Origin of the sequence: Synechococcus sp. J7-Johnson, assembly GCF_024345795.1 — a bacterium.
In the GTDB taxonomy this organism is placed as follows: domain Bacteria; phylum Cyanobacteriota; class Cyanobacteriia; order PCC-6307; family Cyanobiaceae; genus Regnicoccus_A.
The window spans coordinates 19,013-44,547 of the sequence record NZ_JAGQBU010000022.1 but is presented as its reverse complement, the minus strand read 5'-3'; the positions used below and the strand labels follow the sequence as shown (position 1 = coordinate 44,547).

Genomic DNA, 25,535 nt, shown 5'->3' with positions numbered 1-25,535 from the left:
GTCGCGTCCTCTTTTTGGCGCAGATCTGCTCGTAGTCCGTAAAGCCCAGCTGGAGGGGGGCGGCCATCCGTTCCAGTCTCAGTCTTGGATCTGGATTGATTTTAGCCGGTTTTTCAGATGTTCCCTAGAACTTTGCCCGCACGGTGAAGGCATAGTCACCGCCGGGCTCGAGCTGGTAATCAACCTGGAGCAGAAAGCGCAGCAGGGCGTCCTGGATCAGGGCACGGCCCAGGGAGGGCTCCACCGTCAGCTCGCCCCGGCCGAAGGCCCAGCAGAAGGTCCATTGGAAGCCGCCGGCGGCCACCTCGCCTTCCAGTAACTGATGGCTGAAGCTCTGATGCAGCACCCGCAGCTGGGCGGTGGTGGCGGGCAGGGGGCTCACGGGATCAGGGAGCGGGGCGGTGGGGCCAATTCAGCGTCAGGCAGAGGTGGGCTGAAAACTGTTCAGGCGGTTGCCGGCCCTTTCGTAACCCCAGCGGCGGATGCAGCTGACACCATCAAGCACCTCGTTCAGAACCTGTTGCAACAACGGCAACTCGTCAGCCTCGAAGCGGCCCAGCACATGGGAAATCGTACGGGCTCTGCGCAGAGCTGGCTCCAGCGCCGGAGCACCGATGCCGATGCGCAAGCGGGCGAAGTCTTGGGTACCCAGGTGAGAGATGGTGCTGCGCAGGCCGTTGTGGCCGCCGGCACTGCCGGAGCGGCGCAACCGCAGGCGCCCCAGGGGCAGGTCCATGTCGTCCACCAGTACCAGCATCTGATCTGGACGGAGCCCGAACCAGTCGAGCGTGGCCCGGATCGAGCGGCCACTCTCGTTCATGAAGGTGCTGGGCTTGAGCAGCCGCAGCCGATCTGGTCCCTGGCCGAGATCAGCGATGGTTCCCTGAAGCTTGCCATTTGCCCGAAAAGTGACTCCATCGCGGCGGACGAGCTGATCAAGGGCCATGAAGCCCACGTTATGGCGGGTCTGGGCGTACTTCTCGCCGGGATTGCCGAGGCCTACGAGCAGCTGAAGGTCGGCCGATGGTACAGAGATGGCGCTCATCGCGGGCACCTGCCGGGAAAAAGGCAGGCGGCGGGGTGCTGCAACAACGCTCAGCTGGATGCAGGGGCGTTGGGCGGCTCAGACGACTGAGCGATGGCCTCGACAACTGTGCCAACCTCGGCAGGGTTGATCTCAGTTGTGCTGGCCTCGGCAACGTTGCGCTCAGCATCAGCAGAAGCTGCGACCAGGGACTCGGCCGCTATGGCTTCAGAACCAAGGCTGCTGGCGGCCACGGTTTCGGTGTCGACAGCCTTGCGGAACTCCTGCTCGAACTCGCGCGAGGCCGACTGGAAACCCTTGAGGGTGCGGCCGAGGGTCCGACCCAGCTCCGGCAAGCGCTTGGGTCCGAAGACCAGCAGACCAATGGCGGCAATGACCGCCATCTCCGGAAGACCGATCCCGAAGAAGTTCATGGAGGAGAGACCTCAGGGAAACGGCAGCAGCGGGGGGAAGTGACGATCCCGACGATCAGCCCATGCCGTTCCAGTTGACGGTGATGCCGTCGAGGAGCAGGGAACGGTTATAGAGCTGCAGGATCACCAGCAGAAAGACAAGAAACAGAGCCATTGCGACACCCATCACCGGGGTGGTTCCCCAGCCAGGCACGACCTTGCCGTACTCGGAGTTGAGAGGGCGCAGCAGATCTCCCAGGCGGGTGCGTTGGGCCATGGCTGTGGTGTCCTCTCTGGCACAAGGGATTGGATCGTTATTGTAAGGGTCGAGCGGCAGCCGGCGCAGCCCTCGTCGAGTGTTGTTTAGGTCCGATGCCTCCCAGGAGGCATCGCCTCTAACGCCTCGCTGCCTCGACGCCGCACCCCGGGCTGAGTCCGGCCTGTCCTCCAGCAACACAACCCGTGAGCGAAACCTCTCCAGCCATCCCTGTGGCGATCACCGTTCTGGTAGCGCTCCTCGCCCTCACCGGGTACGGCGTGTACACCGCCTTCGGGCCACCCTCGAAACAGCTCACGGATCCGTTCGACGACCACGACGACTGACCCGCCAGCTGGCCAGCTGCCACGGCCCCAGGCGAGTGGAGGTTTCGACCACTGGCCCGCCACTCTCCGCTCCGGCAGCCGCAGTGAGCGGATCGCCCACCCCATTGATCCGCTCCAGCACCGCCCACTCGCCTCCCAGCTCCAGCTGCTGACGGCAGGGAGAGAGGTTCTGTACCGTCAGCCGAGCCAGGTCGCGGTCGCCATCACAGACAAGGCTGATCAGGCGCAGGTCGGGATGACCCAGCTGCAGCACCGATCCCGGCTCAGCTCCGGCCTTGGCTGAACCCCTGGCCGGCCGCAGCCAGCACGGCTCGCGGAAGCGCACTGCCGCCGCTGCCACTCCGGCCTGACGCCAGCCCTGCAGGCAGGGCATCAGGGCCAGACGCAGACGCTGGGGGCCGTTATCGGCACCGGGGTCGGGCCAGGTGGGTCCGCGCAGCAGCGAGACCCCGAGGGCTTCAGGGCTGCCTGAAACTCCCTGGGGCCCATCCAGCAGGACCGCCAGGCAGCCAGTCGAGGACTGGCTCGCCAGCCAACTGATCGCCGGCACCTCCCAGCGGCTGGCTTCCCGCGGATTGGCGGCCGCAGCGATCCGCTCGATCACTCCGGCACTGGTGTCGGCAGCCCAGCGCACAGCCTGGTGCTGTAGAGGCAGCTCCAGGCGCAGCAGTTCATGCCGCTGGCGCCAGTCGACCCGCAGGTTGAGCTCCAGCCAGGGGCAGCTGGCCCGCAGCTGCAGATCGAGGCGCAGGGCGCTGGCACCGCAGCGGCCGTGCCAGACCAGGCGGCTGCAGAGCGGACCGACCTCCGCCAGTACCGGCCCTGGCTCCCAGTGAAGGGGCAGAGGGTGCTGGCGGTAGTCGGCGGCCAGATCCCAGGCATCCCAGAACTCACCGCGGTCGATCCAGCGCCGCCATTGCAGCGGCTCAGCCAACTGGGGGCGGTGATCGCCCCCCCAGAGCTGCTCGAGCCCGAGCGGGCCGAGCTGGGCCCAGAGCAGACCATTGCCCAGCCGCCAGCGCTCGCCGGCGACGAGGGTCTCGAGCCGCACCGGATTCACGATCGAGGCGTCGGAGCTGGCCAGCGGCAGACTTGCCCCAGGCCGCTGGCGCTGACGCAGGAGCTGCAGGGCCGCCACACCACCAGGGGATGGCAGCTGCACCCAGTGACCGCCGGATCGGGCTGGCTGCGACGGCAAGGTCTGCTCCCCGAGGCTCCAGTTGCCAGCCGGCAGGCGCATGGTGAGGGGAGCCGCCGGCAGGGGCTGCAGCTGGACCCACCACCACGGTTCCAGGTCGCTGAACCCCGGCTGGCTGGGGGCCTGACGGCTGGAGGACTCCAGCCAGGCCCGCAGCGCCCGATCACGCCGGCGGGACGCCCCGCGCCGCGCCGCCCGCCACTGGGGTTCGGCCTGCTCGAAAACCTCCGGAATGGAGGTACCCGGCAGGATGTCGTGGAACTGCTGGAAGAGGAGATCGCGCCAGCCGGACGACTCCGGACGCTCGTCAGGCTCCCCGAGCAGAACGGTGACGAGATCGGCCTCGCGCAGCAGCCGCTCCAGGGTGCGGTTGTGGCGCTTCTGGTCGGGGCGGCTGGTGGCACAACCCCGATGCAGCTCCAGATAAAGCTCATCGCGCCAGACCGGCAGCTGGCTGCTCAAGGGCTCCAGCCGCTGCAGGTAGTGGCGGAGGCTGCCGTGCCGCTGGGGCGCAGTGGCAGGGTCGTCTCGCCAGAGGTCGAGCTGGTCGAGCATTTCACGGGTGGGACCGCCGCCGTGGTCCCCCACCCCCGGCAGCCAGAGGGCCTCGGCGTCGCCCGTGGCCCTCTGCCATTCCAGCCTGTAGCGCTCCATCGCCAGGGGATCGCCATCCGTGCCGATCGGGGCGCTCATCAGGGCCAGCACCTCGGCGCCACAGCGGCTGCGCCAACGAAACAGCCGGTGCGGGAAGGGGTTGGTGGCGTTCCAGGCCAGCTTGTGGGTGCAGAACCAGCGCACACCGGTGGCTTCCGCCACCGCTGGCAGTCCGGCGGCAAAGCCGAAGCTGTCGGGCAGCCAGGCCAGCTGGTGCTCCCACTCGGGAAAGGTCCGGCGGCTGTAGGCCTGCCCCTCCTGGAACTGCCGCAGCAGAGAGGCCGTGTCCACCAGCACGCAATCGGTCTCCACCCAGGGCCCATTGATCGGTTCCCAACGGCCGGCGACCATGGCCGCACGGATTCGCGCGAACAACTCGGGGCGGTAGCGCTCCAGCCAGGCGTAGAGCGCCGGCGTGGAATGGCCGAAATGGAGCTCGCGGTGGTGCTCGATCAGATCCAGGGCCGAGCGGAAGGTGCGCTCGGCGGCCTGCCAGGTGTCGGCCACGGGCCAGAGCCAGGCCAGGTCAAGGTGGGCGTGGCCAAGCAGGTGGAAGCCGCCGGGGTTCCCCGGCCCGGCCCGCCGCAGCTGCTCCAGCTCCAGCCGGGTGGCGGCCAGCAGTCCGTCCGGATCGGCCGGATCCAGGGGCTCCGCCTCGATCCGGCTGAGCATCAGGGCGCCATCATCGTGAATCGGGCTGCGCAGCTCCAGCTCCAGGTGCAACGGCTCCCCCTGCCACCAGCGCTGCGGCAGGGCCCAGCGGCAGGAGCTGTCAAACAGGTCGCCGCGGTGGACCGTGCGTCCGTCAACCCGAAGTTCGGCGGCGTCGGCCCACCAGCGCAACGCCAGGCGGGCCAGGGCCGGAGCCCGGCCGCGCCAGCTGGAGGGACAGCTCAGCTCCAGCACCAGACAACGGGTCTGCCCGCCCCGCGGCCAGGCGATCAGACCACGGGCGTGCCAGTCAGGGCGATGGACCCGGGCCCAGGGGTCGGCCAGGGCTCCCTGCCAGGAGCCATCAGCGCCACGCCGCTGCCAGGCAGAGAGCAGGTCCAGTCTCGAACGTGATCGAAACGTTTCAATCTCGGGGGGAAGCTGGGGATCCAAGCCCTGCGTCATCGATCCCGGCCATCAGTGACCCATAGGATGATGCGGCTGCCGCAGGGTCGTTCAGGCCCCACCTGGCGCCTGTCACTGCCTGTCACCCGCCGGACGGAACCATGCTCGCCCTCAAGATCTCCGTTTATTCGGTCGTTTTCTTCTTCATCGGCATCTTCGTGTTCGGCTTCCTGGCCAGCGATCCCAGCCGCACCCCCAGCCGCAAGGACCTCGAAGACTGAAATGCCATCTGCTCAGGGTGGGGTCACTGCATCAACCCACCTGAGCCGAGCACCAGCATCAACAGGGGCATGGCAGGATCGGCCGCGGTCCTGGAGATGTGGTGCCCTCAGCAACGCTTATCCGGTGGACCATCGGACTGGTGGGTGCGGCAACTCTGGCGACACCGGCGGTGAGCCGGGCCCAGACCCTGGACTCAGATTCCCCACCGGCACTCCTGAGCGGAGCCGATGTCAGCGAAGCCGACACGCTTGTCCCTGGGGGGCAGTCAAGCAGTTTCCCAGTGGGATCAGGCGGCGCCAGCGCTGAAGGTAATGCAAGCGAACCCAGCAGCGAACCAAGCAAAGCCGAACCCCAGACCGCACCGATCGCAAGTCCGGCTGAACCGGCAGCTGCTGAACCAGCTGTGCCCGCAGAAGCAAGTGGAACAGCCGCCTCAGAGCCTCCCGTCAAAACCCCTCCCAAGGAACTGGAGATCAGCGCTGATCAACAGGGGTTCGACCTGGTGATCAACCGCTACGTGGCCAGCGGCAATGCCAGGGCCGTGCTGGCCGGCGGCCGGCTGATGGCGGATCGCCTCGAGTACGACACCATCACCCGCACCCTTTACGCCACGGGCAGCGTGCGCTTCTGGCGTGGCCAGCAGTACGTGCAGGGCAGCATGCTCCGCTACGGCCTGATCGAAGGAGAGGGGGAGATGGAGGACGTCTACGGAGTTCTCGATCTCGAAACCAGCCTGGAGGATCTCGACGTTGAGCAGGCCCCCTCCCTGCCGCTCCCCGAGCCCCAGCCGATCGCCTGCCCGACACTGCTGCCCGAGATTCCCGACTGGCACCCCCACCCCTGGAGCGCCACCCTCTGGGGCGGGCAGATGTTCCACTCCGATTTCGGCCAGACTTTCTTAGGCCAGGGTGTGTTCCGGCCGGAGCGGGTGCTGGGCGCTGGCCTCCAGAAGCGATTGATCAAGGCCGGCCCCTTCGCCCTGGAGCTGGACTTCAATGCGCTCGGGCACTGGGCCTCAGCCCAGAAGGGCGGGCGCTACATCGCACCCTTCACGGCCTCCGAGGTGGCCAACCTCTCCACCTCCGCCCAGACCTTCGGCGAGTTCACCGGCGGGATCGGGCTGCGGGCCTGGCTCCAACCCTGGCTGAGCCTGGGCTTCGTACAGGGGGTGAGCCTCAACACCAACCTCAGCAACTACGAGAACACTTACCGGGAGAAGTCGGCCCGTTTCCTCAACTATCTGGGCTTCGAGATCGAAGGATCCTTCTCGCCCCAATGGTCGATGGTGGGACGGATTCACCATCGCTCCGGCGCCTTCGGCACCTACAACGGCGTCAGGGAGGGCAGCAACGCCTACCTGCTGGGCCTGCGTTACCGCTTCGGCAGCGATCCAGCGCCGCAGGAAGACCCTCAGGCCAATCTGCGGCCGGCCAAGGGCTGCCCCAACCGTGGAACGGAGCCACCAGATCGCCCCCGCTCCCTGCCGGAGGCCCTCGAGCAGGTGGCCATGGGCGGCGAGGCACCGGTGCCGGCGCCAGACCCATCTACGTCAGGCAGCAGCCCTGATGGTGCCCAGAGCGCCCCGAGCGGGTGGACAGCGTCGTTCCGCGCCATGCGCGAGCAGGAGCGTCAGCGCGCCGCCGCCGCCGCCGCGATCGAGCAGCGCATCTCTGGAGTGAGACAACGGGAAGGGCTGGTGATCGAACGCCGTCGTCAGGCGGGTGGCAACGATGACGTGGCCACCGATCAGGACAGTGACTTCGGACCGTCCCGGCCGCCCCAGGTGAGGCGACTTCGCTCGGAGAGGAACCGCCAGGCTGTGCAGGGCACCCTCACCCATCTGCGCTACCAGGCGGCGAGGATCGTGCTGACGGCCAACGGCTGGCGCAGCGACCGTGCCAGCTTCAGCAACGATCCCTTCACGCCGGCCCAGTCGTGGATGGATGCGGATCAGGTGGTGGTCAGCCAGGACGCCAACGGCGATCTGCTGATCACCTCCAGGCGCAACCGGCTGATTCTGGAAGACCGCCTCGCCATTCCCGTGACCTCGCGCACGCGCATCCGCAAGCAACAGGAGGTGGAGAACCGCTGGGTGCTGGGCGTGGATCAGGAAGACCGGGACGGCTTCTACGTGGGCCGGCGCCTGCGGCCGATCCGGATCGGCGAGAAGGGAACCCTGGAACTGGAGCCCCAGTTCATGCTCGAGCGCGCCTACCAGGGCACCACCGACAGCTATCCCATCCCAGGCGGCCAGGCTGGCGGCCCCTCGGTGAGCCAGGACAACACCCTGGGCGACCTTTTCGGCCTGGAAGCCCGGCTGAAGACGCCACTGCTGGGGTTCGACACCAGCTTGAATCTCGACATCTCCACCTTCAATCCCGAGAACATCGCCAACGGCACCCGCAGCTGGGGCCAGCTGGATCGCAACATCAACCTCCCCCTGGTGGGCTCCACCACGGCCCGTCTGTTCGGGGCCTACCGCTTCAGGATCTGGAATGGATCCCTCGGCGAGCAGGACATCTATTCGGCCTATGGCGCCTCCCTGGAGAAAGAAGAAACCCTGCCGAACTGGGGCAGGCTCACCAACCGCTACTTCTGGCGGGTGGGCCTGGGTAACTACCAGAGCAACGAATTCCTCAGCAATGGAGAGGAATCCAGGAATCTTGCCCAGCTCTGGCGAGCCAACGCGGTGGGATCACTCAACAGCTCCCTGGAGCTCTGGCGGGGCCGGGCCCTCCCCTCCAGGCCGGATGGGGCCCTGCGCTACTCCCCCGAGCCGCTCGTGCCTGGCCTGACCCTGAACACGAATCTTTCTGGAAACGTGGCCTATTTCGGCGACGGCAGCTACCAGAACACCTTCTCGATCTCCGGTGGTCCCACCCTCACCCTGGGGCACTTCAACAAGCGCTACTTCGATTTCACCCAGCTGACGGTCACCGGCGGCATCACCCTGCGCAATGGCCTCAGCCCCTTCGGTTTCGACGCGGCGGTCGATCTGGGCACGGTCGGGATCGGGCTCACCCAGCAGATCGTCGGTCCGCTGCTGTTCAACGGGGGGATCGGCGTCAACGTGGACCCCGCCTCGCCGAACTACGGAGAATTGACCGGGTCCTACGTGGAACTGCGCTGGCAGCGCCGTGCCTACGCCTTCAGCGTTTTCTACAGCCCCTACGAGGGCATCGGCGGGGTGCGGATCCGCCTGAACGACTTCGGCTTCAAGGGGACAGGAGTGCCGTTCGCCCCCTACCGTCCCGAGCTCAGTGGCGCTGGTGGCGGAGCAGGCCGGAACCCGTTCTGAACCTCAGACCGAGGTGAAACTGGCCATGTAGGGCAAGCGTGCCGCCGTCCGGAGCAGCTCCTCATCGTGGGACAGCAGCTGGCCAGTGGCATTCCACTGGCCACTGAGCAACATCTGCCGGGGGCCGGCCGCCAGCTCCAGGCTCCACCGCTGGGTTGACTCGGCGGCAGCGCCAGGGGACTGGCTATGGATCTCCGCCGTGGCCAGATCCAGACTGAAGTGGCTATCCGGCTCGCAGAGGGCCGCCTGCTGCAGCGCCAGGATCGTGGCGTGATCACCGCTGAGGCAGGGGATCCCCAGAGCCAGGCAGTTGCCGAAGAAGATCTCGGCAAAACTCTCCCCCACCACGGCACGGATCCCCCAGCGCATCAGAGCCTGGGGAGCATGCTCCCGGCTGGAGCCGCAGCCGAAGTTGCGGTTCACCACCAGGATGCTGGCCCCTTGATGCTCGGGGCGATCGAACGGGTGGGAGCCCTCCAGCTCGAGGCGGTCATCGGCAAACGCCCCCTGGGCAAGCCCCTCGAAGGTGACGCACTTGAGATAGCGGGCCGGGATGATCCGGTCGGTGTCGATGTCATCGCCGCTGACAACAACGACGCGGCCCTGAAGAACGGGGATCGGGCCGAAAGGGAAGGGGGAGTCGCTCATGGCAGCAGGGAAGGTGACATCGCCACGGGCCTGGTTTCGGCAGGAGCAGAGGCGAATACGCATAGGTTCTCCAGCAGTTCGCGCACATCACTCACATGGCCGGTGACAGCCGCCGCAGCCACCATTGCCGGGCTCATCAACAGAGTTCGGCCTGAGGCGGAGCCCTGGCGACCCTTGAAATTGCGGTTACTGGAGCTGGCGCTGATCTGGCGGCCCTCAAGCCGATCCGGATTCATCGCCAGGCACATCGAGCAACCGGGTTCACGCCATTCGAAGCCCGCCTCCTGAAACAGCCGGTCAAGCCCCTCGGCCCGGGCCAGGGCGGCCACCTGCTCGGAGCCAGGCACCACGAATGCCTTGATCCCCGCAGCCACCTGGCGGCCACGGGCCACTGCCGCAGCCGCCCGCAGGTCACTGAGGCGGCCATTGGTGCAACTGCCGATGAAACAGACATCCACAGGCAGACCGAGAATCGGTGTGCCCGGGGCCAGGTCCATGTAGCGGTAGGCCTCCTCGGCAATCGGGCGCTCCTCGGCGGCCATCTGCTCAGGGGTGGGCACCGTTTCATCGACCCCGATCCCCTGCCCCGGGGTGATCCCCCAGGTGACGGTGGGGGCGATCGTGCCGGCGTCGAAGCGCACTTCGTCGTCGAACACGGCGTCCGGCCCGCTGGCGAGGGAGCTCCACCAGGACACAGCCTGGTCCCAGGCCATCCCCTCAGGTGCGAAGGGCCGACCTTTGATATAAGCGAAGGTGGTGGCGTCGGGATTGACGTAGCCGCAGCGTGCACCCCCCTCGATCGCCATGTTGCACAGGGTCATGCGCTCCTCCATCGAGAGGGCGTCGATGCAGGATCCTGCGAATTCATAGGCGTAGCCCACACCACCCTTCACCCCCAGGCTGCGGATCACGTGGAGGATCAGATCCTTGGCGAACACGCCCGGCTGCAGGCGGCCCTCCACCAGGATCCGCCGCACCTTGAGCTTGTTCATCGCCAGGCTCTGGCTGGCGAGCACATCGCGCACCTGGCTGGTGCCGATACCGAAGGCGATCGCCCCGAAGGCGCCGTGGGTGGAGGTGTGTGAATCGCCGCAGGCGACAGTCATGCCCGGCTGGCTGAGACCCAGCTCCGGCGCGATCACATGGACGATGCCCTGGCGGCCGCTGCCGAGGCCATGCAGGGTGATGCCGTGCTCGGCGCAGTTGCCCTCCAGGGTGGAGAGCATCTCCTCGGCGAGGGAATCGGCAAAGGGACGTACCTGAGAGGTGGTGGGCACGATGTGATCCACCGTGGCCACAGTGCGCTCGGGATGGCGCACACCCAGGCCCAGCTCCTTCAGGGCGGCGAAGGCCTGTGGGCTGGTCACCTCATGGATGAGGTGCAGGCCGATGAACAGCTGGGTGGACCCTCCGGGCAACTCCGCCACGCGGTGCATGTCCCAGACCTTGTCGTACAGCGTGCCGGCGCTCACCGTGCCCTCCAGGCCCAAGACAAATCAGCCTAAGGCGAAGGGATCTGGAGATCAGCCTGCGTCTCGGCCAGCAGACGCAGACGCAGGCGGTTGAGAGCCTCGCCGGCGCTGACCGTCTGGATCCAGTCGCGGCTGCGGCCAGCGCCGAAACGCACACCCTCACTGGCGTTGCCCCGGGGCCCCGCCAGGGCGATGTGCACCAGCCCCACCGGCTTCCCGGGGCTGCCACCACCGGGGCCGGCGACGCCCGTGAGCGCCAAGGACCAGGTGCTGCCGGTGACCCGCCGCACCCCTTCGGCCATGGCGATCGCCACCGGATCACTCACCGCCCCGTGGGCCTCGAGCATGGCGGCGGGGACACCCAGCAGCGCTTGCTTGACGGAGTTGGCGTAGGCGATCACACCGCCGAGGAACACATCCGAAGCACCGGCCACCGCCGTCAGGGCTGCGCCCAGCCCACCGCCGGTGCACGACTCCGCGACGGCCAGCGACTCCCCCCTCCGCCGCAGCAGCTCCAGGCAGAGGGAGGCCTGGCTGTCGTCGTCGACTCCGTAGAACCAGGACCCCAGCCGAAGGCGCAGCTCGGCTTCCACCGGGGCCAGGAGCAGCTCGGCCTGCTGGAGCGTGGGTCCCTGGGACGTGATCCGCAACTTCACCTCACCCGTGCCGGCGTAGGGAGCCACGGTGGGATTCGTCAGATCCAGCAGGTCGGCCACCTGCTCCGCCAGGAGCGACTCCCCCGCCCCCCAGAAGCGCAGGATCCGGCTGGCGAACACCCCCTCGACAAAACCATGTCCGCGCAGCCAGGGCGCCGCGGTTGCTGCCCACATCGCCCGAAGCTCGGAGGGCACTCCGGGAAAGGTGAGCAGGGTGAAGCCGGGCCTGGGGGTCCAGATCATGCCGGGGGCCGTGCCCAGCGGGTTGGGCAACATTTCGGCCCCCACCGGCAGCAGGGCCTGCTTGAGGTTGCTCGGCGACGGGGTGCGGCCCAGGGCCGCGAACTTGGCCTGGATATCGCGCCACACTTCGGGCCGCTCCTCGAGCGGGGTGGCGAAGGCAGCGGCCAGCGCCTCGGTGGTGAGGTCATCGGGCGTGGGGCCGAGACCACCTGTGCAGATCAGCACCCGGCAACGCCTGGAGGCCTCCTGCACCATGGCGATCAGGCGATCCCGGTTGTCCCCCACCACGGACTGGCGGTAATGGCGTAGCCCCAGGCCCGCCAGCTGCTCCGCCAGCCAGCGGGCGTTGCCGTTGAGGATGTTGCCCAGCAGCAGCTCCGTGCCGATGCAGAGGATTTCGGTGCCGCCGCTGGGCCCGCTCTCAGAGCTTCGGGTCACGGCCGGCATCACAGGGGAAGGATGGGGAGGAATTGGTGGTTGTGGAATCCCCCGATAACCGGCGCTGGCGCCGGGATCCCAGCACAGCGCCGATCAGCACCGCGGTGGCCAGCGCGAGCCAGAGGAAGCGCAGCTGCACATTGGCCGCCACCAGGGCCAGTGCCGCCAGCCACTGGGTGAAGGCGTAGATGAGCACCACTGTGCGGCGATGGCTGAAGCCGGCCCGCAGCAGCCGGTGGTGGAGATGGCGGCGGTCGGGATAAAAGGGGGAGTGCCCCTCACTGAGCCGGCCCATGATCACCGCCGACATGTCGGCCAGAGGCAGGGAGAGGATCAGCAGGGGGAAAAGCAGGCTGACGGTGGTGAGCCCTTTGGCCGGGCCGACGATGCTGATCGCCGCCAGGGCAAAACCCAGGAAATAGGAGCCGCCATCGCCCATGAAAATGCGGGCGGGGTTGAAATTATGGCGCAGGAAGCCAAGGCAGGCGCCGGCCAGGGCGGCCGCAAGCAGCCCTGCTGCGCTCTGCTGCAGGCTGAAGCTCACCGAGAGCAGCCCCACCGCCGCGATGCCTCCCACGCCGGCGGCAAGCCCGTCAAGGCCATCGATCCAGTTGATGGCATTGGTGATGCCCACCAGCCAGATCACCGTGGCCAGCAGGCTGAGGCTGTCTGGCAAAGGAAAGGCCAGCGACGGCAGACCGAACCATCCCAGAGGCAGATCGATCGCTCCAATGCGCACCCCCTCGCCCCAGACCACCACCGCCACGGCCACCTGGCCGGCGAGGCGCGGCAGGGGCGGCAGGGCGAAGAGATCATCGGCCAGGCCGATCACGAAGTAACAGAGCGCACCGGCCAGGGTGGTCCAGATCAGCTGGTCCCGGTCCTGAGCCAGGTTGCCGAAGCCCCCCAGGGCCCAGGTGATCGCCAGAGCCAGGGAAAACCCCGCCACCATGCCGATCCCGCCCAGCCGCACCATCGGCACGTCGTGCTGCTTACGCGGATCAGGGGCATCGAAGAGGCCATAGTGAAGCCCCATCCGGCGAACCAGCGGCACGACCAGAGCCGTTAACAGCGCCGCGATCAGCAAGGTGAAGAGGGCCGCGGCGAGCGGACTGGCGGCCACGCTCACGAGCAACGGGCAAGCATGGAGTCACCTGGGAGTGGAAACGACCGGCTAACGAACCACGGCCCGGGGCGGGGCAACGCTGGCGGCAACGTCGCGGGGGGAGCCATGCAGGGACCGCACCGAGGGCAAAGCTTAGGCAGTCAGGGTCAGGCCGGCTGGGGAATGCGGCTCGGGCCGTAAAGCGGATGGCGCTCACATAGGGCGCGAACGCGCTCGCGGCAGCGCAGCTCGATGACGCTGTCCTCGGGATGAAGCAGCCGGTCGGCGATCACATCGGCCACCTCGGCGAAGTCGTCGGCATCGAAGCCACGGGTGGTGAGGGCAGCGGTGCCGAGGCGCAGACCACTGGTGACGAAGGGCGATTCAGGATCGAAGGGCACGGTGTTCTTGTTGGCCGTGATGTTGACCTCGCTCACCAGCAGGTCAGCCACCTTGCCGGTGAGTCCGATCGAGCGCAGATCGAGCAGCACCAGGTGGTTGTCGGTACCACCGGAAACGACGGCGATGCCCCGTTCCTGGATCCGCGCGGCCATGGCCTGGGCATTGCGGATCACCTGCTGGCTGTAGGCCCGGAAGGAGGGCTGCAGGGCCTCGCCGAAAGCCACGGCCTTGGCCGCCACCACATGTTCCAGGGGGCCGCCCTGGCTGCCGGGGAAGACGGCCTTGTCGAAGCGCTTGCCGAACTCGGCGTCATTGCAGAGGATCAGTCCGCCGCGGGGCCCACGCAGGGTCTTGTGGGTGGTGGTGGTGACCACATGGCAATGGGGAATGGGGCTGGGGTGGGCACCTGTCGCCACCAGGCCGGCGATGTGGGCCATGTCAGCCAGCAGGAAGGCGTCGACGGAATCGGCGATCGAGCGGAAGGCAGCGAAGTCGATCGTGCGGGGGTAAGCCGAGTAGCCACAGATGATCAGCCTGGGGCGGTGCTGCTCGGCCAGGGCCCGGATGGCGTCGTAGTCGAGCCGGTGGGTGTGGGGATCGACGCCGTAATGGACGGCCTTGAACCACTTGCCCGAGACATTCACGGGCGAACCATGGGTGAGGTGACCGCCATGGGACAGATCCATGCCCAGGATCGTGTCGCCGGGCTGGAGCAGGGCCAGGAACACCGCGAAGTTGGCCTGGGCGCCACTGTGGGGCTGCACGTTTGCCCAGGCGGCCCCGAACAGCTGGCGGGCCCGGGCGATCGCCAGCTCCTCGATCGCGTCGACATGCTCACAGCCGCCGTAGTAGCGCTTGTGTGGCAAGCCTTCGGCGTACTTATTTGTGAGCACAGATCCCTGGGCCTCCATCACGGCCCGGGAGGTGAAATTCTCGCTGGCGATCAGCTCCAGATGGGTCTGCTGACGCTCCAGCTCTCGGCCGATCAGGGCGGCGATGGCGGGATCACCGGCCGCCAGGGACTGGTTCAGGGGCGTACCGGTGGTTTCCACCATGGTGTCGACGGAAAGGCGCGAGCTTCCCATCGTAAGAAATCATCCCCGCACAGCAGCTGGCCGGTTGGCCAAGGGCCAAATGGCTGGAGGGAGCGCGGTCTGGTCAACGCCCGGGGCGTCAACGCCAGAGTCAACGCCACTGGAGGAGAAAAAACCAAAAAAAACCGCCCGATGTCGGACGGTTGACAAGCGCGCCTGGAGAGATTCGAACTCCCGACCCTCTGATCCGTAGTCAGATGCTCTAATCCGCTGAGCTACAAGCGCTTACTTCAACATTCTCACCGCATGGGGGGGCCATTCGTCAACTGTCGCCGGGGCACAATCGAGACAGCCACCTCAGGCTCTGCGTTCCCCCTCCCCATGCCGATCCGCTGGTACGGCCCCGCCGACCCCGCCGACCCCACCTACCGCCACTACGAGCGGGTGGTGAACCTCTGCCTCCATGGCGGCCTGTTCGCTGCCTTGAACACGGGTCTGTGGTTCGTGCAGGGGCTGCGTCATCCCTGGGTTCACCTGAGCTGGCTGAGCCTGACCTGGGGGGCGGGCTGGCTGCTGCACCTCATCATCGTGTTGCGGCTGCGCCCACGAAGCCAGACCCTCGACCAAGGTGAGGTCTGAGCGCAGCCAAGTCCAGTGAGCCTGACGGGACCTGAACTCGAGGAGCTGAGCCTGGCCCTGGCTGACCGCCTCTATATCCAGGTGGCCAGCTGGCATCTCTACCTGGGCGATGCCGGTCTGGCGATGACCCTGGCGATCGAATGCGCCGCCCGGCTCGATCAGGGGCCCGGCGTCTGCGCCCGCCAGGCCCTTGAAGCGGTCCAGGTGCCGATCGGCGGAGGCTCCAGCCGCCTGCCCCTGGCCCGTCTGCTCCCCCCGGGGCAGTTGCGTGATCTCGAGGACGTCCTTGAGAACTTGGGGCGCTGAGCCCCATTGATGGGTGGCAGCGGCTGAAGAAGCACGACAGTGCCGGCCTGGACGTTGCGCAGCAGATAAGGTTCAAACCCATTGCAGGCGTTGGATGCTGGTCATTGAGGTCACCAATGCCCGAGAGGTGGTCCGTCAGCGCATCGGCCCCCTGGGCGGCCGCTTGATCGGCAAGGTCGTCGACGCCGAGGCCCAGGTGGAGAAGGCCCTGATCCAGGAACTGGAGAATGCCTTTCGTGATTTCGGTATCGAGGCCCGGATCTTCTCGGTGGATGGCCCCCAGATGCTCGGACGCAGCCACCTTGAGATCCCGGTTCAGGTGCGTGAGGAGCGCCGGGTGACCCTCAGGAACCCCGGCTGAGGCGCGTGCGCACCTGCAGGACCAGATCACGGGCCTCGGGCACCCCTGCCCAGCTGGCGATCAGGCCGTAGAGAGTCAGCCCCAGGCCGGCACTCAGCGCGCACTGAAGCAGCTGGCCCAGCAGTCCGCCTGGCCAGGCCACATAGCTGGAGAGCACCCAGGCGGCCAGACCCCCCGCCAGGGCGGCCAGCAGCAGCAGCAGGCTGTCCCGCCCCCAGGCCCGCAGGGGCAGGCTGCCAAGGCGCCGTTGCAGCGCCAGCAGCAATCCGGCGCAGGTGAGCACATTCACCGCCACCGTGGCCATCACCAGCCCGGCAGCGCCGAAGTTGAACGCCGGGAGCTGGAGCCCCCAGGGGGTGGGGCCCCCGACGAACAACCAGCAGAAGATCACGTTGAAGCCGATCCCGGCCAGGGAGAAGCGGAATGGCGTGTTGCCATCACCGAGGGCATAGAAGACGCGCACGATCACATCACGGCCGAGGTAGGCAGGCATGCCGATCCCGTAGGCGATCAGCAGGCTCGTCACCAGCTGGGCCGCACCCAGGTCGAAGGCCCCCCGTTTGTAGATCAGGGCCACGATCGGACCGGCCAGACCCACCATCAGGGCCCCCAGCGGCAGCATGCTGGCGTTCGAGAGCATCAGGCCCTGGCGGATGCGGCCGACCAGGGCAGATCGGTCGGCTGGGGCCGTCAGCCGGGAGAACACCGGCAGCAGCGGCACGAGCAAGGCGTTCGAGATCAAGCCCAGCGGTGTCTGCACCAGCAGGTTGGCGTAACCCAGGCCGGCCGCCGCACCCACCATCCCCGAGGCGAAGAACAGACTGGTGAACACATTGATCTGGAGCATCCCCGAGGAGAGCGTGGCCGGACCCATCACCTGAAGCACCTCCCTGACGCCAGGGTGCTGCCAATCCCAGACGAGCTGAAACCGATTCAGCCCCTCCTTCGCCAGGGCGGGCAGCTGGATCAGCCACTGCAGCAGCGCCCCCAGGGTGGTGGTGAGTGCGAGCACCACGCCGCCGATCACCGCCGTGGCGGGCAGGGTGATCGCCGGGCCCAGCTGCCACCAGAGAATGCCGATGCCGCCGATCATCGCCACGCTCGACACCAGCGGGCTCACCGATGGCAGCCAGAACACGTCGGCGGCATTGAGAGCCCCAAAGCCCAGGCCGATCAAGCCCGAAAACAGGGCCATCGGCGCCATCCAGCGCAACTGCAGCACGGCGATGGCGTGGCGCTCGTCCCCCAGCCCCGGCCCCACCAGGGAAATCAGCGGATCGGCTCCGACCACCAGCAGCACGGTCACACCAAGCAGACCAACCCCCACCAGGGTGTTGATCGCTGCCAGCACATGGGCTCCCTCTTCGCGGGGGCGGCGGGCCAGCACGCTCACCATGGCGCTGTGGAACGGCCCGTTGATGCCCCCCAGCAGGATCAGCAGGAAACCGGGCAGTACGTAGGCGTAGTTGTAGGCGTCGTAGGCGGCTCCCACCCCGAAGGCGGCGGCGATCACCAGCTGTCGCAGCAGACCGGCCACCTTGCTCAGGGCCGTGGCCAGCGCCACGATCAGGGCGATGCGCCGCAGGGATTTCGCCATCCAGTCAGGCCGTTGGGCCCCATCCATCGGGGGATTCTCCACCCCGCCGCCCGCAGCCATAGCGACCGGCCGAGCGGCAGCATATGGGCGACTGAGCCAGCCCCCCTGGCCAGCACCCGAGTTGATGCCGGATCCGAAGCCCTGCCCCAGCCTGATCCTGCCGATGCAGAACCTGGTGGAGGGGGTGCTGCTGCGCCGCTACAAACGCTTCCTGGCCGATGTGGAGCTGGCTGACGGCCAGGTGGTGACCGCCCATTGCCCCAACACCGGACCCATGACCGGGGTGCTCCTTCCAGGAGAACGAGTGCGCCTGCGCCACGACCCCAGGCCCGAGCGCAAGCTGGCCTGGAGCTGGGAGCAGGCCCTGGTGACGGGCAGTGACGGCCAGGACTGCTGGGTGGGGGTGAACACGGCCCTGCCCAACCGGCTGGTGCGGGCCACGATCGAAGCGGGCTGCCTGGAGCCATGGCTGGGACCGATCGACTCGATCCGCGCCGAGGTGCCCTACGGGCAGAACCGTCGCAGCCGGATCGATCTGCTGCTGAGCCCTGCCGACGCCGCCGCCGACCCGCGGCCGATCTACCTGGAGGTCAAGAACACCACCTGGAGCCGGGGGGAGCTGGCTCTGTTCCCGGATACGGTCACCGAGAGGGGTCAGAAGCACCTGCGTGAGCTGATGGCCGTTGGACCAGAAGCCCGCGGCCTGCTCGTTCCCTGCCTGAGCCGCGCCGACGTGACGGCCTTCGCGCCGGGGGATTCGGCCGATCCCCGCTACGGCGAGTTGTTCCGGGAGGCCCTGGCGGCAGGGGTTGAGGTACTGCCCCTGCGCTACCGCTTCAGCGCCGAGGGCGTGAGCTGGCTCGGCGTGGCCGAGTTGATCCCCAGCGAACCCCCGGCACCTCCCAACGCAAACGGATCAGAGGTTTTGTAGCGAACGCCACCAGCGATTGGTGCCGCACCGTGCACTTTTGCCATGTAGGAACGCCCTTGGGCGTGATCCATCCTCTCTCCGCAAAATCCTGTGCGACGTTCCGCTCCATGACAGTTGCTCCTCACGCCCCTGGGCGACGCCGGCCGCGGCGTCTTCAGGAGGCGAGTCTGCTTGAGGCTCCCGAACTGCTGCTGCGCAGCATCCGCGGGCTCTCCAATTCCCGCACGCTCACCTGGCTGGCCTGTGTGCCCCTGGCCCTTTTCGGCCTCGGGGTGTTTAACCTCTCCGCCCACGCTGCCGAGCTTCCTGAGCTCACCCCGGCCTTCCTGATCAACAATGTCTGGCTGCTGATCGCCGCCATCCTGGTGATCTTCATGAACGCCGGCTTCGCCATGGTCGAAGCCGGTCTCTGCCGCCAGAAGAACGCCACCAACATTCTCGCCAAGAACCTGATCGTGTTCGCTTTGGCGGCGAGCGCCTACTGGCTGATCGGCTTCTCGCTGATGTACGGCGAGCCGGTGATTCCCGGTTGGCTCTTCTATGGCAAAGGAGGACCACTCGGCCTCTTCTTCGACCCAACCGTCACAGCGGACATGGTCAAGAACGCCTCCCTGGTGCCGTCAGTCGATTTTCTCTTCCAGGTGGCCTTCGCAGGCACCTCCGCCACGATCGTTTCGGGTCTGGTGGCTGAGCGGATCAAGTTCGGCGAGTTCGTGATCTTCTCGCTGGTGCTGGTGGCCCTCATCTATCCGATTGCGGGCAGCTGGAAGTGGAATGCAGCCGGCTGGCTAAACCAGATCGGCTTCATCGATTTCGCCGGTTCCACCTTGGTCCACACCGTTGGTGCTTGCGCTGGTCTAGCCGGAGCGATGATCCTGGGACCCAGAATCGGTAAATTCGAAGGTGGCAAGACCCAGGCCATTCCTGGCCACAACCTGGCGATTGCCACTCTGGGCTGCCTGATCCTCTGGATCGGCTGGTACGGCTTCAACCCGGGATCTGTCCTGTCTATGAACGAAACAGTTCCCTACATCGCCGTGACCACGACCCTCGGGGCCGCAGGTGGGGGCATTGCTGGAACAATCTTCTCCCAGCTGCATTCAGGCAAACCCGACCTCACCATGACGATCAACGGCATCCTGGCCGGTCTGGTCGGGATCACCGCTGGCTGCGATGGATTTTCGATGCCGGCCGCCTGGGTGGTTGGGTTCATTGCCGGCACCCTGGTGGTGTTCTCCGTCAGTTTCGTTGACAGCCTCGGCATTGATGATCCGGTCGGTGCCTGGTCGGTGCACGGCACCTGCGGCATCTGGGGAACCCTCGCCGTAGGTCTGTTCAGCACAGACAAGGGCCTGCTCCTTGGCAAGGGTTTTGCCCAGCTCGGTCTTCAGATCCTTGGTTCCCTCACCTACGTGATATTCACCCTGGTCACCTCCTGGATCATTTGGTCTGTCCTTGGAGGTCTCTCCGGAGGCATCCGCGTCACAGAGAGAGAAGAGATCGAAGGTCTCGATATCTCCGAGCACGGGATGGAGGCCTATCCCGACTTCGCCTCCACGACGAACTGAGCCCCTGGCTCTTCCCGTTCCGACCGCATGGTCGTGACTGGCCCCGGTTCCCACCGGGGCTTTTTTTCCGCCCGATCATGGCCCTCAGCCCATAGAGTCGGCGCCTGCATGCCTTGCGGCGACGCCATGGACACCCGCGCCTTCAAACGCTCGCTGCACCACTCCGAGCGCTACAACCGCCGCGGTTTCGGTCTGGGTGAGCAGGTGGCAGGGAGTCTCGAGCAGGCCTATCAGAGCGATCTGATCGCCGGTCTGCGGGACAACGGCTACGAGCTGCGCCATGGCCGTCTCACTGTGCGCCTGGCTGAAGCCTTCGGCTTCTGCTGGGGCGTGGAACGCGCCGTGGCAATGGCCTACGAAACCCGGCGGCACTACCCCAGCGAGCGGATCTGGATCACCAACGAAATCATCCACAATCCCTCGGTGAACGCGCATCTGCGCGACATGAACGTGTTGTTCATCCGCGTCGAGGAAGGGGTCAAGGACTTCTCAGAGGTGGGCGTCGGTGATGTGGTGATCCTGCCCGCCTTCGGTGCCACCGTGCAGGAAATGCAGCTCCTGAACGAGCGCGGCTGTCACATCGTCGACACCACCTGCCCCTGGGTCTCGAAGGTGTGGAACACAGTGGAGAAGCACAAGAAGCACGCCTTCAGCTCGATCATCCACGGCAAGGTGAAACACGAAGAAACCCTCGCCACCAGCTCCTTCGCCGGCACTTATCTGGTGGTGCTGGATCTGGCCGAGGCCCAGATGGTCTGCGATTACATCCTGGGCAAGGGCGACCGCGAGGCCTTCATCACCCACTTCGCCAAGGCGTCCTCCCCGGGCTTCGATCCCGACCTGGATCTGGTGCGCGTCGGTGTGGCCAATCAGACGACGATGCTCAAGAGTGAAACCGAGGAAATCGGGCGCATGTTCGAGCGCACCATGCTGCAGCGCTACGGCCCGGCTGAGCTCAACGACCACTTCCTGGCCTTCAACACCATCTGCGACGCCACCCAGGAACGGCAGGACGCCATGTTCTCCCTGGTGGATGAACCGCTCGATCTGATGGTCGTCATCGGCGGGTACAACTCCTCGAACACCACACACCTGCAGGAGATCGCCATCAGCCGCGGCATCCGCTCCTTCCACATCGACACACCCGAGCGGATCGGGCCCGGCAACCGCATCGAGCACATGCCCCTTGGCGGCGATCTGGAGGTGGTGGCGCCTTTCCTGCCGGAGGGCCCCCTGCGCGTGGGCATCACCTCAGGCGCCTCTACTCCCGACCGGGTGGTTGAGGACGTGATCCGCCACCTCATGGAGCTTTGCGGCAACTGAAGGCGAATGCGGGGAGCGGCTGAACGGAGCCCCTTCCAACCCTCAGCTCCGTGGCTGTCACAACGGCCCCGGTCGCCCACGCAAACTGCAGTTACATTGATTCATCGTCTCCCGCCATCACGGGGTACTTGCTTGGGCCTCGAGGAGATCGAACAGTTTTGAGCACCGCTCTGTCCCGCGACGCCTCGACAACCGTGGCCTTTGCCCAGGATCCGGAGTCTGCTCAGTGCCCGCCAGCAGAAGCCCTGCCCCTGCGCCACAGCGACGATCTTCGGGTTCGCCGGTACAGCAGCCGCTTCGCCGATGTCATGGAGATGCGGGCACCGTCCCACTCCGTAGCCACCTATCTCGACCACCACGATGGCTGGTTCCGCCGTTGCGCGGCCCCGATGACGGTGCAACCGCTCGGGCCAAATGGCTATGCCCTGACCCTGGGGCGCTTCGGCAATTTCGGCTTTGAGGTGGAACCCACCATCGGGCTGGAGCTCCTGCCCCAGAGCGAAGGCATCTATCGCATCGTCACAGCGGCCTTGAGCGCCCCTGACGCCAGCCTGCAGGAGATCTACGACGTCGAATTCAACGCCGCCCTGCAGCTGGAGCAGGATTCAGAGGTCGAGCCTGATTCAGGGACAGAGGCCGGCATCCTCACCCAGGTGCGCTGGGAACTCGACCTGTGCGTGTGGATCCGGCTGCCAGCGGTGATCGGCCTGCTTCCCGACAAGCTGGTCCAATCCAGCGGCGATCACCTGCTGCGTCAGATCGTGCGTCAGATCTCGCGCAAGCTCACCTGGAAGGTCCAGGAAGACTTTCACGCCACCCACGAGCTGGAATGCCCGCCCCGACGCCGAGCCCCCTTCTGACAACCTTCTGAGCAGGGCCTCAGCGATCGGTCCAGATCTTGTTGACGATCTGCATGCCAGTGACTGCCTGCCAGAGGAACAGGGTCATCAGGGTCATGTTCAGACCGACGTGGGCTTTGCGGGCAACCAGATTGCCCTTGAGGATCAGCGGCGAGAGGGAGGCTGCCACGGCGATCAGGCAGACCATGCCGATGCCCACCAGCAGGTGAGGACTCACGAACAGCTTGCCGTTGTTGAGGTAGGTGACGGCCATGCCGCCGAAGCTGCCGAGCACCGTCACCGCCAGCACGATCGAGCCGATCTGGAAGTGGCGCTGACCGAACTTACCCTTGATCAGCTCCTTGCGCTGCTCCGCATCGGCGGTGCGGGTCTTCTTGGCCTTGATGCCCAGGAACAGGGCATAGCCGGAGAGGGCCAGCAACGCCCACATCAGCAACGGGTGCAGGAAATTGAGGAAGAAGGGAAGAGTGTCAGGCATGGTCACGGAGTAGAGCCATTGGCAGCGAAACTACTGTTCCATAGTCTCCCTGTGCTGTGCCGTTTCGTGCCGGCAGCGCGTCCGTTCAGTGCAGGAAGTGCCGGCGGCCGGTGCAGATCATCGCCAGATCGAGCTGGTCACAAGCCTGGATCGACTCCCCGTCGCGCATGCTGCCGCCCGGCTGGATCACCGCGGTGATCCCATGCTCCGCCGCCAGCCGCACGGTGTCAGCGAAGGGAAAGAAACCATCACTGGCGAGCACCGCTCCCTTGCTGGAAACTCCAGCCGACTCCAGGGCGAGCCTGGCTGAGCCGACCCTGTTCATCTGGCCGGCACCGATCCCCAGGCTGACCCCGGCCCTGGCCACCACGATCGCGTTGGAGCGCACATGGCGCACTAGGCGCCAGGCGAAACGCAGGTCGTCGAGCTCGGCCGGGCTGGGCGGCCGCTTACTGACCACCTGCCAATCGGCTTCGCTGACGGGCTGGTCATCGAGGTCCTGGGACAGGAGGCCGCCGAGCACGGTGCGCAGCTGGCGCCGCGGCGCCAGCGCCACTGCCGCCGCGGGCAGCTCCAGCAGACGCAGGTTGGCCTTGGCCCCCAACCGCGCGAGGGCCTCCTCGCTGTAACCGGGCGCCACAACGCATTCCAGGAACAGGCTGGTGAGCCGCTCGGCACTTGCCCCATCGACCCCAGTGTTGAGGGCGACGATGCCTCCGAAGGCAGAGACCGAATCCGCCTCCAGGGCCCGCTGCAGGGCCTCGGAAGCGCTTCTGCCCACGGCCGCACCGCAGGGGTTGGTGTGTTTCACCACAACAGCCGCGGGTTTGACGTCGGCGCCGTAGCCGAACTCCCTCACGGTGGCCAGGGCGGCATCGAGGTCGAGCAGGTTGTTGAAGCTGAGCTCCTTGCCCTGCAGCTGCCGGGCCCCGCCCCAGCCCGCCCCGGGCTCGCTGTACCAGCCGGCCTGCTGGTGGGGATTCTCGCCATAGCGCAGGGGCTGGCGCAAGGGCAACTCCAGCCGCAGAGGGAGCTCCTGCTCCGCCTCCGCAGGCTCCAGTTTCTCCGCCAGCCAGCCGCTGATGGCGCTGTCGTAACTGGCGGTGTGACGGAAGGCCTCAAGGGCGAGCTGGCGGCGCAGGGAGGCATCGACACGACCGTCGGCCAGAGCCGCGAGGAAGTCGCCGTACTGGCCGGGGTCAGTGAGCACCGCCACGTCAGCATGGTTCTTGGCGGCGGCACGGACCATGGCCGGGCCACCGATGTCAATCGTTTCCACAGCCGTCTCCCAGGAGACGGCTGGGTCGGCCACCGTTTCGCGGAAGGGATAGAGGTTCACCACCACCACATCGATTGGGGTGATCGCCTGGGACTCCAGATCAGCTCGGTGGGCTGGATCCTCCCGGCGGGCCAGGATGCCGCCGTGAATGCGCGGATGCAGGGTCTTGACCCGGCCGCCGAGAATTTCCGGCGATCCGGTGTGATCAGCCACGCGTGTCACCGGCAGGCCGGCGGCGGCCAGGGTGGCCGCGGTGCCGCCACTTGAGAGCAGGCTGTAGCCATGGCGGTGGTGCAGGGCCGTGGCGAGTTCCACCAAGCCCTGCTTGTCCGACACACTCAGCAGCGCGGTGGGGGCCATGGAAGGTCGTGATGGCGTGCTGGCCACAACTTACGCAGCAGCAGCACCCCAACAGCACCAACCGCAGAGCACCATGGCCCCAGCTCCGGCCCTGACGCCGGCACCCAACACCCGAGCGCGCCAGTAGCCCCAGTGCCATGACGGATGACCTTCTGATCAGCGGACCCGCCACCTCCGAGCAACGGCTGGTGCTGCTGCATGGCTGGGGCGCCGATGCCGACGACCTGCTGGATCTGGGGGAGGAACTCGCCAGCCGCGATACAGGGGTGATCAGCCTGCGCGCCCCCGAACCCCACCCCTACGGAGTCGGGCGCCAGTGGTATGACCTGCAGCAGCCGGAGTGGCCGGGCCTGGCGGAGGCCAGGCTGCTGCTGCGCCAGCGGCTGGAGGCCCTGGCGGACAGCCTGCCCCTGGAGCAGACCATTGTTCTCGGCTTCTCCCAGGGCGCTGCCATGGCCCTGGATGTGGCTGGCGATCTGCCGGTGGCCGGGGTGATCGGCTGCAGCGGCTATCCCCACCCCGGCTGGAGCCCGCAATCCCCCTTACCGCCGATCCTGCTTACCCACGGCCGAGCGGACCCGGTGGTGCCCTACGGCGCCAGCGAAGAGCTGCAGCGGCTCTGGCGGAGCGCCGGCGGGGAGAGTGAGTTACTGGGCTTCCCAGGGGGCCACAACATTGACCCGGCCCTGTTCCCGGCTCTGCGCTCCTTCCTGCAGAGGCACTGGCCGCAGCCACGCCCATAAACAAACCCCTGTGGATCCATGGATCCACAGGGGTTGATCGGGTCGGTGCCCCAGGAGCAGACCTCAGACGAAGGCGTATTCGTACTCTTCCATCTCTTCCCAGTCGTCGGAGCCAGTGGACTCAAGGCCGGCGAAGAGGTTGTCCTCACCGACCTGATCGACGATCAGGCGCAGGGAGGGGAACAGAAAGTGGTTCTCCTCGGCGTACTGGGCGCTGAAAAGGCCCTTCTCACCCCAGAAGAAACGATCGGTGGTGTGCTCGTTGCGGCGGACGTTGAGCAGTGCGGGCGCTTCAAGGCCGGTTTCGGCGATGTAGCGGCGGGCAGCGGTGACCGGCTTGTGCTCTCCGGTCTCAAGGTTGTGGGTGGGCACGTGGGCAAGCACGCGCTGACCGGCGAGACGACGGCGACTGATCCGCTTGCGCTTCTTGGACATGAAACAACTCCCTAGGGGGAGATGGAGAGGGATGGAGAGGATGGGGCGGTCTCGCAGGACGAGACAAACCTGCTGAGCGCTCCCTGGGGAAGCGCAGGCACGTCCAGACATCTGGCTACCGGGAGCGGA

Annotated in this window: 24 protein-coding genes, 1 tRNA gene and 1 pseudogene; 11 read left to right on the top strand and 15 right to left on the bottom strand. The window is 66.7% G+C overall.

The genetic code is table 11. The features are described from left to right. Positions 1-124 precede the first annotated feature (124 nt). The 4 genes and pseudogenes from KBY93_RS11390 to psbH form a co-directional block, all read right to left on the bottom strand. Positions 125-382: a DUF3146 family protein gene (locus KBY93_RS11390; protein ID WP_255094516.1), complete on the bottom strand. Its 258-nt coding sequence runs from the start codon at positions 380-382 to the stop codon at positions 125-127. A gap of 36 nt (positions 383-418) precedes the next feature. Then, positions 419-1,045 (bottom strand): aminoacyl-tRNA hydrolase, encoded by a 627-nt coding sequence (gene pth / locus KBY93_RS11385; protein ID WP_255094515.1) that lies wholly within the window; start codon positions 1,043-1,045, stop codon positions 419-421. 245 nt (positions 1,046-1,290) lie between these two features. Then, positions 1,291-1,458, bottom strand: a pseudogene (locus KBY93_RS16285) (TatA/E family twin arginine-targeting protein translocase); the annotation flags it as partial. A 55-nt stretch (positions 1,459-1,513) separates the two neighbouring features. After that, complete coding sequence (gene psbH / locus KBY93_RS11375) at positions 1,514-1,714, bottom strand: photosystem II reaction center phosphoprotein PsbH (RefSeq protein WP_094555330.1); 201 nt, start codon at positions 1,712-1,714, stop codon at positions 1,514-1,516. A 185-nt stretch (positions 1,715-1,899) separates the two neighbouring features. Between psbH and psbN the strand changes: the two genes are divergently transcribed. Next, on the top strand, positions 1,900-2,040 hold the full coding sequence (psbN, locus tag KBY93_RS11370) for a photosystem II reaction center protein PsbN (RefSeq protein WP_255094513.1): 141 nt from the start codon (positions 1,900-1,902) through the stop codon (positions 2,038-2,040). Here the strand turns inward: psbN and KBY93_RS11365 are convergent. Next, on the bottom strand, positions 2,009-5,008 hold the full coding sequence (locus tag KBY93_RS11365; RefSeq protein WP_255094511.1) for an alpha-mannosidase: 3,000 nt from the start codon (positions 5,006-5,008) through the stop codon (positions 2,009-2,011). The two genes, psbN and KBY93_RS11365, sit on opposite strands and share 32 nt — an antisense overlap. A gap of 101 nt (positions 5,009-5,109) precedes the next feature. On the opposite strand from KBY93_RS11365, the gene KBY93_RS11360 reads away from it, so the two are divergent. Both KBY93_RS11360 and KBY93_RS11355 read left to right on the top strand, forming a co-directional pair. Continuing rightward, complete coding sequence (locus tag KBY93_RS11360) at positions 5,110-5,229, top strand: photosystem II reaction center protein I (RefSeq protein WP_006172424.1); 120 nt, start codon at positions 5,110-5,112, stop codon at positions 5,227-5,229. A gap of 101 nt (positions 5,230-5,330) precedes the next feature. Further along, positions 5,331-8,528 (top strand): DUF3769 domain-containing protein, encoded by a 3,198-nt coding sequence (locus KBY93_RS11355; protein WP_255094510.1) that lies wholly within the window; start codon positions 5,331-5,333, stop codon positions 8,526-8,528. Positions 8,529-8,531: 3 nt separating this feature from the next. Here KBY93_RS11355 and KBY93_RS11350 read toward each other — a convergent pair whose 3' ends face one another. The 6 genes from KBY93_RS11350 to KBY93_RS11325 all read right to left on the bottom strand — a co-directional run bounded on the left by KBY93_RS11350 (position 8,532) and on the right by KBY93_RS11325 (position 14,811). Beyond that, a complete protein-coding gene (locus KBY93_RS11350; protein ID WP_255094509.1) occupies positions 8,532-9,176 on the bottom strand; it encodes a 3-isopropylmalate dehydratase small subunit 2 in 645 nt (214 codons plus the stop codon). Continuing rightward, complete coding sequence (leuC, locus tag KBY93_RS11345) at positions 9,173-10,648, bottom strand: 3-isopropylmalate dehydratase large subunit (protein WP_255094523.1); 1,476 nt, start codon at positions 10,646-10,648, stop codon at positions 9,173-9,175. The genes KBY93_RS11350 and leuC overlap by 4 nt, the downstream gene beginning before the upstream one ends. Positions 10,649-10,677: 29 nt before the next feature. Beyond that, positions 10,678-11,994: a competence/damage-inducible protein A gene (locus KBY93_RS11340; RefSeq protein WP_255094508.1), complete on the bottom strand. Its 1,317-nt coding sequence runs from the start codon at positions 11,992-11,994 to the stop codon at positions 10,678-10,680. After that, positions 11,969-13,114 (bottom strand): MraY family glycosyltransferase, encoded by a 1,146-nt coding sequence (locus KBY93_RS11335; protein WP_255094522.1) that lies wholly within the window; start codon positions 13,112-13,114, stop codon positions 11,969-11,971. Before KBY93_RS11335 ends, KBY93_RS11340 begins: the two co-directional genes overlap by 26 nt. Before the next feature lie 143 nt (positions 13,115-13,257). Further along, the gene (gene glyA, locus KBY93_RS11330; protein WP_255094520.1) at positions 13,258-14,547 is read right to left on the bottom strand and encodes a serine hydroxymethyltransferase; all 1,290 of its coding nucleotides are present in this window, start codon (positions 14,545-14,547) and stop codon (positions 13,258-13,260) included. Positions 14,548-14,737: 190 nt separating this feature from the next. Further along, positions 14,738-14,811, bottom strand: a tRNA-Arg gene (locus KBY93_RS11325). A gap of 96 nt (positions 14,812-14,907) precedes the next feature. Here KBY93_RS11325 and KBY93_RS11320 point away from each other — a divergent pair. The 3 genes from KBY93_RS11320 (at position 14,908) to KBY93_RS11310 (ending at position 15,832) form a co-directional block, all read left to right on the top strand. Beyond that, the gene (locus KBY93_RS11320) at positions 14,908-15,165 is read left to right on the top strand and encodes a hypothetical protein (protein WP_255094507.1); all 258 of its coding nucleotides are present in this window, start codon (positions 14,908-14,910) and stop codon (positions 15,163-15,165) included. A gap of 15 nt (positions 15,166-15,180) precedes the next feature. Next, positions 15,181-15,471 (top strand): DUF3181 family protein, encoded by a 291-nt coding sequence (locus KBY93_RS11315; protein ID WP_094555338.1) that lies wholly within the window; start codon positions 15,181-15,183, stop codon positions 15,469-15,471. 94 nt (positions 15,472-15,565) lie between these two features. Then, positions 15,566-15,832, top strand: a complete 267-nt coding sequence (locus tag KBY93_RS11310; protein ID WP_255094505.1) for a cytochrome-c oxidase — start codon at positions 15,566-15,568, stop codon at positions 15,830-15,832. On the opposite strand, the gene murJ is transcribed toward KBY93_RS11310, so the two are convergent. Beyond that, positions 15,816-17,429 carry a murein biosynthesis integral membrane protein MurJ gene (murJ, locus tag KBY93_RS11305; protein ID WP_255094504.1) on the bottom strand — a complete coding sequence of 538 codons (1,614 nt, stop codon included), beginning with the start codon at positions 17,427-17,429 and terminating at the stop codon, positions 15,816-15,818. The genes KBY93_RS11310 and murJ overlap by 17 nt on opposite strands. Before the next feature lie 124 nt (positions 17,430-17,553). Here murJ and sfsA point away from each other — a divergent pair, with 124 nt between their 5' ends. The 4 genes from sfsA to KBY93_RS11285 all read left to right on the top strand — a co-directional run bounded on the left by sfsA (position 17,554) and on the right by KBY93_RS11285 (position 22,111). Continuing rightward, positions 17,554-18,360, top strand: a complete 807-nt coding sequence (gene sfsA / locus KBY93_RS11300) for a DNA/RNA nuclease SfsA (RefSeq protein WP_255094503.1) — start codon at positions 17,554-17,556, stop codon at positions 18,358-18,360. 107 nt (positions 18,361-18,467) lie between these two features. Beyond that, positions 18,468-19,928 (top strand): ammonium transporter, encoded by a 1,461-nt coding sequence (locus KBY93_RS11295; RefSeq protein WP_255094502.1) that lies wholly within the window; start codon positions 18,468-18,470, stop codon positions 19,926-19,928. Positions 19,929-20,054: 126 nt separating this feature from the next. Beyond that, a complete protein-coding gene (locus tag KBY93_RS11290; protein ID WP_255094501.1) occupies positions 20,055-21,251 on the top strand; it encodes a 4-hydroxy-3-methylbut-2-enyl diphosphate reductase in 1,197 nt (398 codons plus the stop codon). A gap of 194 nt (positions 21,252-21,445) precedes the next feature. Beyond that, the gene (locus KBY93_RS11285; RefSeq protein WP_255094519.1) at positions 21,446-22,111 is read left to right on the top strand and encodes a DUF1997 domain-containing protein; all 666 of its coding nucleotides are present in this window, start codon (positions 21,446-21,448) and stop codon (positions 22,109-22,111) included. Between the two features lie 19 nt (positions 22,112-22,130). Here KBY93_RS11285 and KBY93_RS11280 read toward each other — a convergent pair whose 3' ends face one another. Then, positions 22,131-22,589: a DUF4079 domain-containing protein gene (locus KBY93_RS11280; protein WP_255094500.1), complete on the bottom strand. Its 459-nt coding sequence runs from the start codon at positions 22,587-22,589 to the stop codon at positions 22,131-22,133. An 85-nt stretch (positions 22,590-22,674) separates the two neighbouring features. Further along, complete coding sequence (gene purH, locus KBY93_RS11275; RefSeq protein WP_255094499.1) at positions 22,675-24,228, bottom strand: bifunctional phosphoribosylaminoimidazolecarboxamide formyltransferase/IMP cyclohydrolase; 1,554 nt, start codon at positions 24,226-24,228, stop codon at positions 22,675-22,677. 137 nt (positions 24,229-24,365) lie between these two features. On the opposite strand from purH, the gene KBY93_RS11270 reads away from it, so the two are divergent. Then, positions 24,366-24,971, top strand: coding sequence for an alpha/beta hydrolase (locus KBY93_RS11270; protein ID WP_255094498.1), 606 nt, complete (start codon positions 24,366-24,368; stop codon positions 24,969-24,971). A 63-nt stretch (positions 24,972-25,034) separates the two neighbouring features. On the opposite strand, the gene KBY93_RS11265 is transcribed toward KBY93_RS11270, so the two are convergent. Then, entirely contained in the window at positions 25,035-25,406 is a 372-nt protein-coding gene (locus tag KBY93_RS11265; protein WP_094555351.1) for a DUF3155 domain-containing protein, read from the bottom strand. Positions 25,407-25,535 lie beyond the last annotated feature (129 nt).

What these genes read in the sequence shown, in the direction of transcription:
- pth (WP_255094515.1), bottom strand. Translation starts at nt 1,045, where the DNA reads ATGAGCGCCATCTCTGTACCATCGGCCGACCTTCAGCTGCTCGTAGGC.
- psbH (WP_094555330.1), bottom strand. Translation starts at nt 1,714, where the DNA reads ATGGCCCAACGCACCCGCCTGGGAGATCTGCTGCGCCCTCTCAACTCC.
- KBY93_RS11365 (WP_255094511.1), bottom strand. Translation starts at nt 5,008, where the DNA reads ATGACGCAGGGCTTGGATCCCCAGCTTCCCCCCGAGATTGAAACGTTT.
- KBY93_RS11360 (WP_006172424.1), top strand. Translation starts at nt 5,110, where the DNA reads ATGCTCGCCCTCAAGATCTCCGTTTATTCGGTCGTTTTCTTCTTCATC.
- KBY93_RS11350 (WP_255094509.1), bottom strand. Translation starts at nt 9,176, where the DNA reads ATGAGCGACTCCCCCTTCCCTTTCGGCCCGATCCCCGTTCTTCAGGGC.
- KBY93_RS11340 (WP_255094508.1), bottom strand. Translation starts at nt 11,994, where the DNA reads ATGCCGGCCGTGACCCGAAGCTCTGAGAGCGGGCCCAGCGGCGGCACC.
- glyA (WP_255094520.1), bottom strand. Translation starts at nt 14,547, where the DNA reads ATGGTGGAAACCACCGGTACGCCCCTGAACCAGTCCCTGGCGGCCGGT.
- KBY93_RS11320 (WP_255094507.1), top strand. Translation starts at nt 14,908, where the DNA reads ATGCCGATCCGCTGGTACGGCCCCGCCGACCCCGCCGACCCCACCTAC.
- KBY93_RS11310 (WP_255094505.1), top strand. Translation starts at nt 15,566, where the DNA reads ATGCTGGTCATTGAGGTCACCAATGCCCGAGAGGTGGTCCGTCAGCGC.
- murJ (WP_255094504.1), bottom strand. Translation starts at nt 17,429, where the DNA reads ATGGCGAAATCCCTGCGGCGCATCGCCCTGATCGTGGCGCTGGCCACG.
- sfsA (WP_255094503.1), top strand. Translation starts at nt 17,554, where the DNA reads ATGCCGGATCCGAAGCCCTGCCCCAGCCTGATCCTGCCGATGCAGAAC.
- KBY93_RS11295 (WP_255094502.1), top strand. Translation starts at nt 18,468, where the DNA reads ATGACAGTTGCTCCTCACGCCCCTGGGCGACGCCGGCCGCGGCGTCTT.
- KBY93_RS11290 (WP_255094501.1), top strand. Translation starts at nt 20,055, where the DNA reads ATGGACACCCGCGCCTTCAAACGCTCGCTGCACCACTCCGAGCGCTAC.
- KBY93_RS11280 (WP_255094500.1), bottom strand. Translation starts at nt 22,589, where the DNA reads ATGCCTGACACTCTTCCCTTCTTCCTCAATTTCCTGCACCCGTTGCTG.
- purH (WP_255094499.1), bottom strand. Translation starts at nt 24,228, where the DNA reads ATGGCCCCCACCGCGCTGCTGAGTGTGTCGGACAAGCAGGGCTTGGTG.
- KBY93_RS11270 (WP_255094498.1), top strand. Translation starts at nt 24,366, where the DNA reads ATGACGGATGACCTTCTGATCAGCGGACCCGCCACCTCCGAGCAACGG.
- KBY93_RS11265 (WP_094555351.1), bottom strand. Translation starts at nt 25,406, where the DNA reads ATGTCCAAGAAGCGCAAGCGGATCAGTCGCCGTCGTCTCGCCGGTCAG.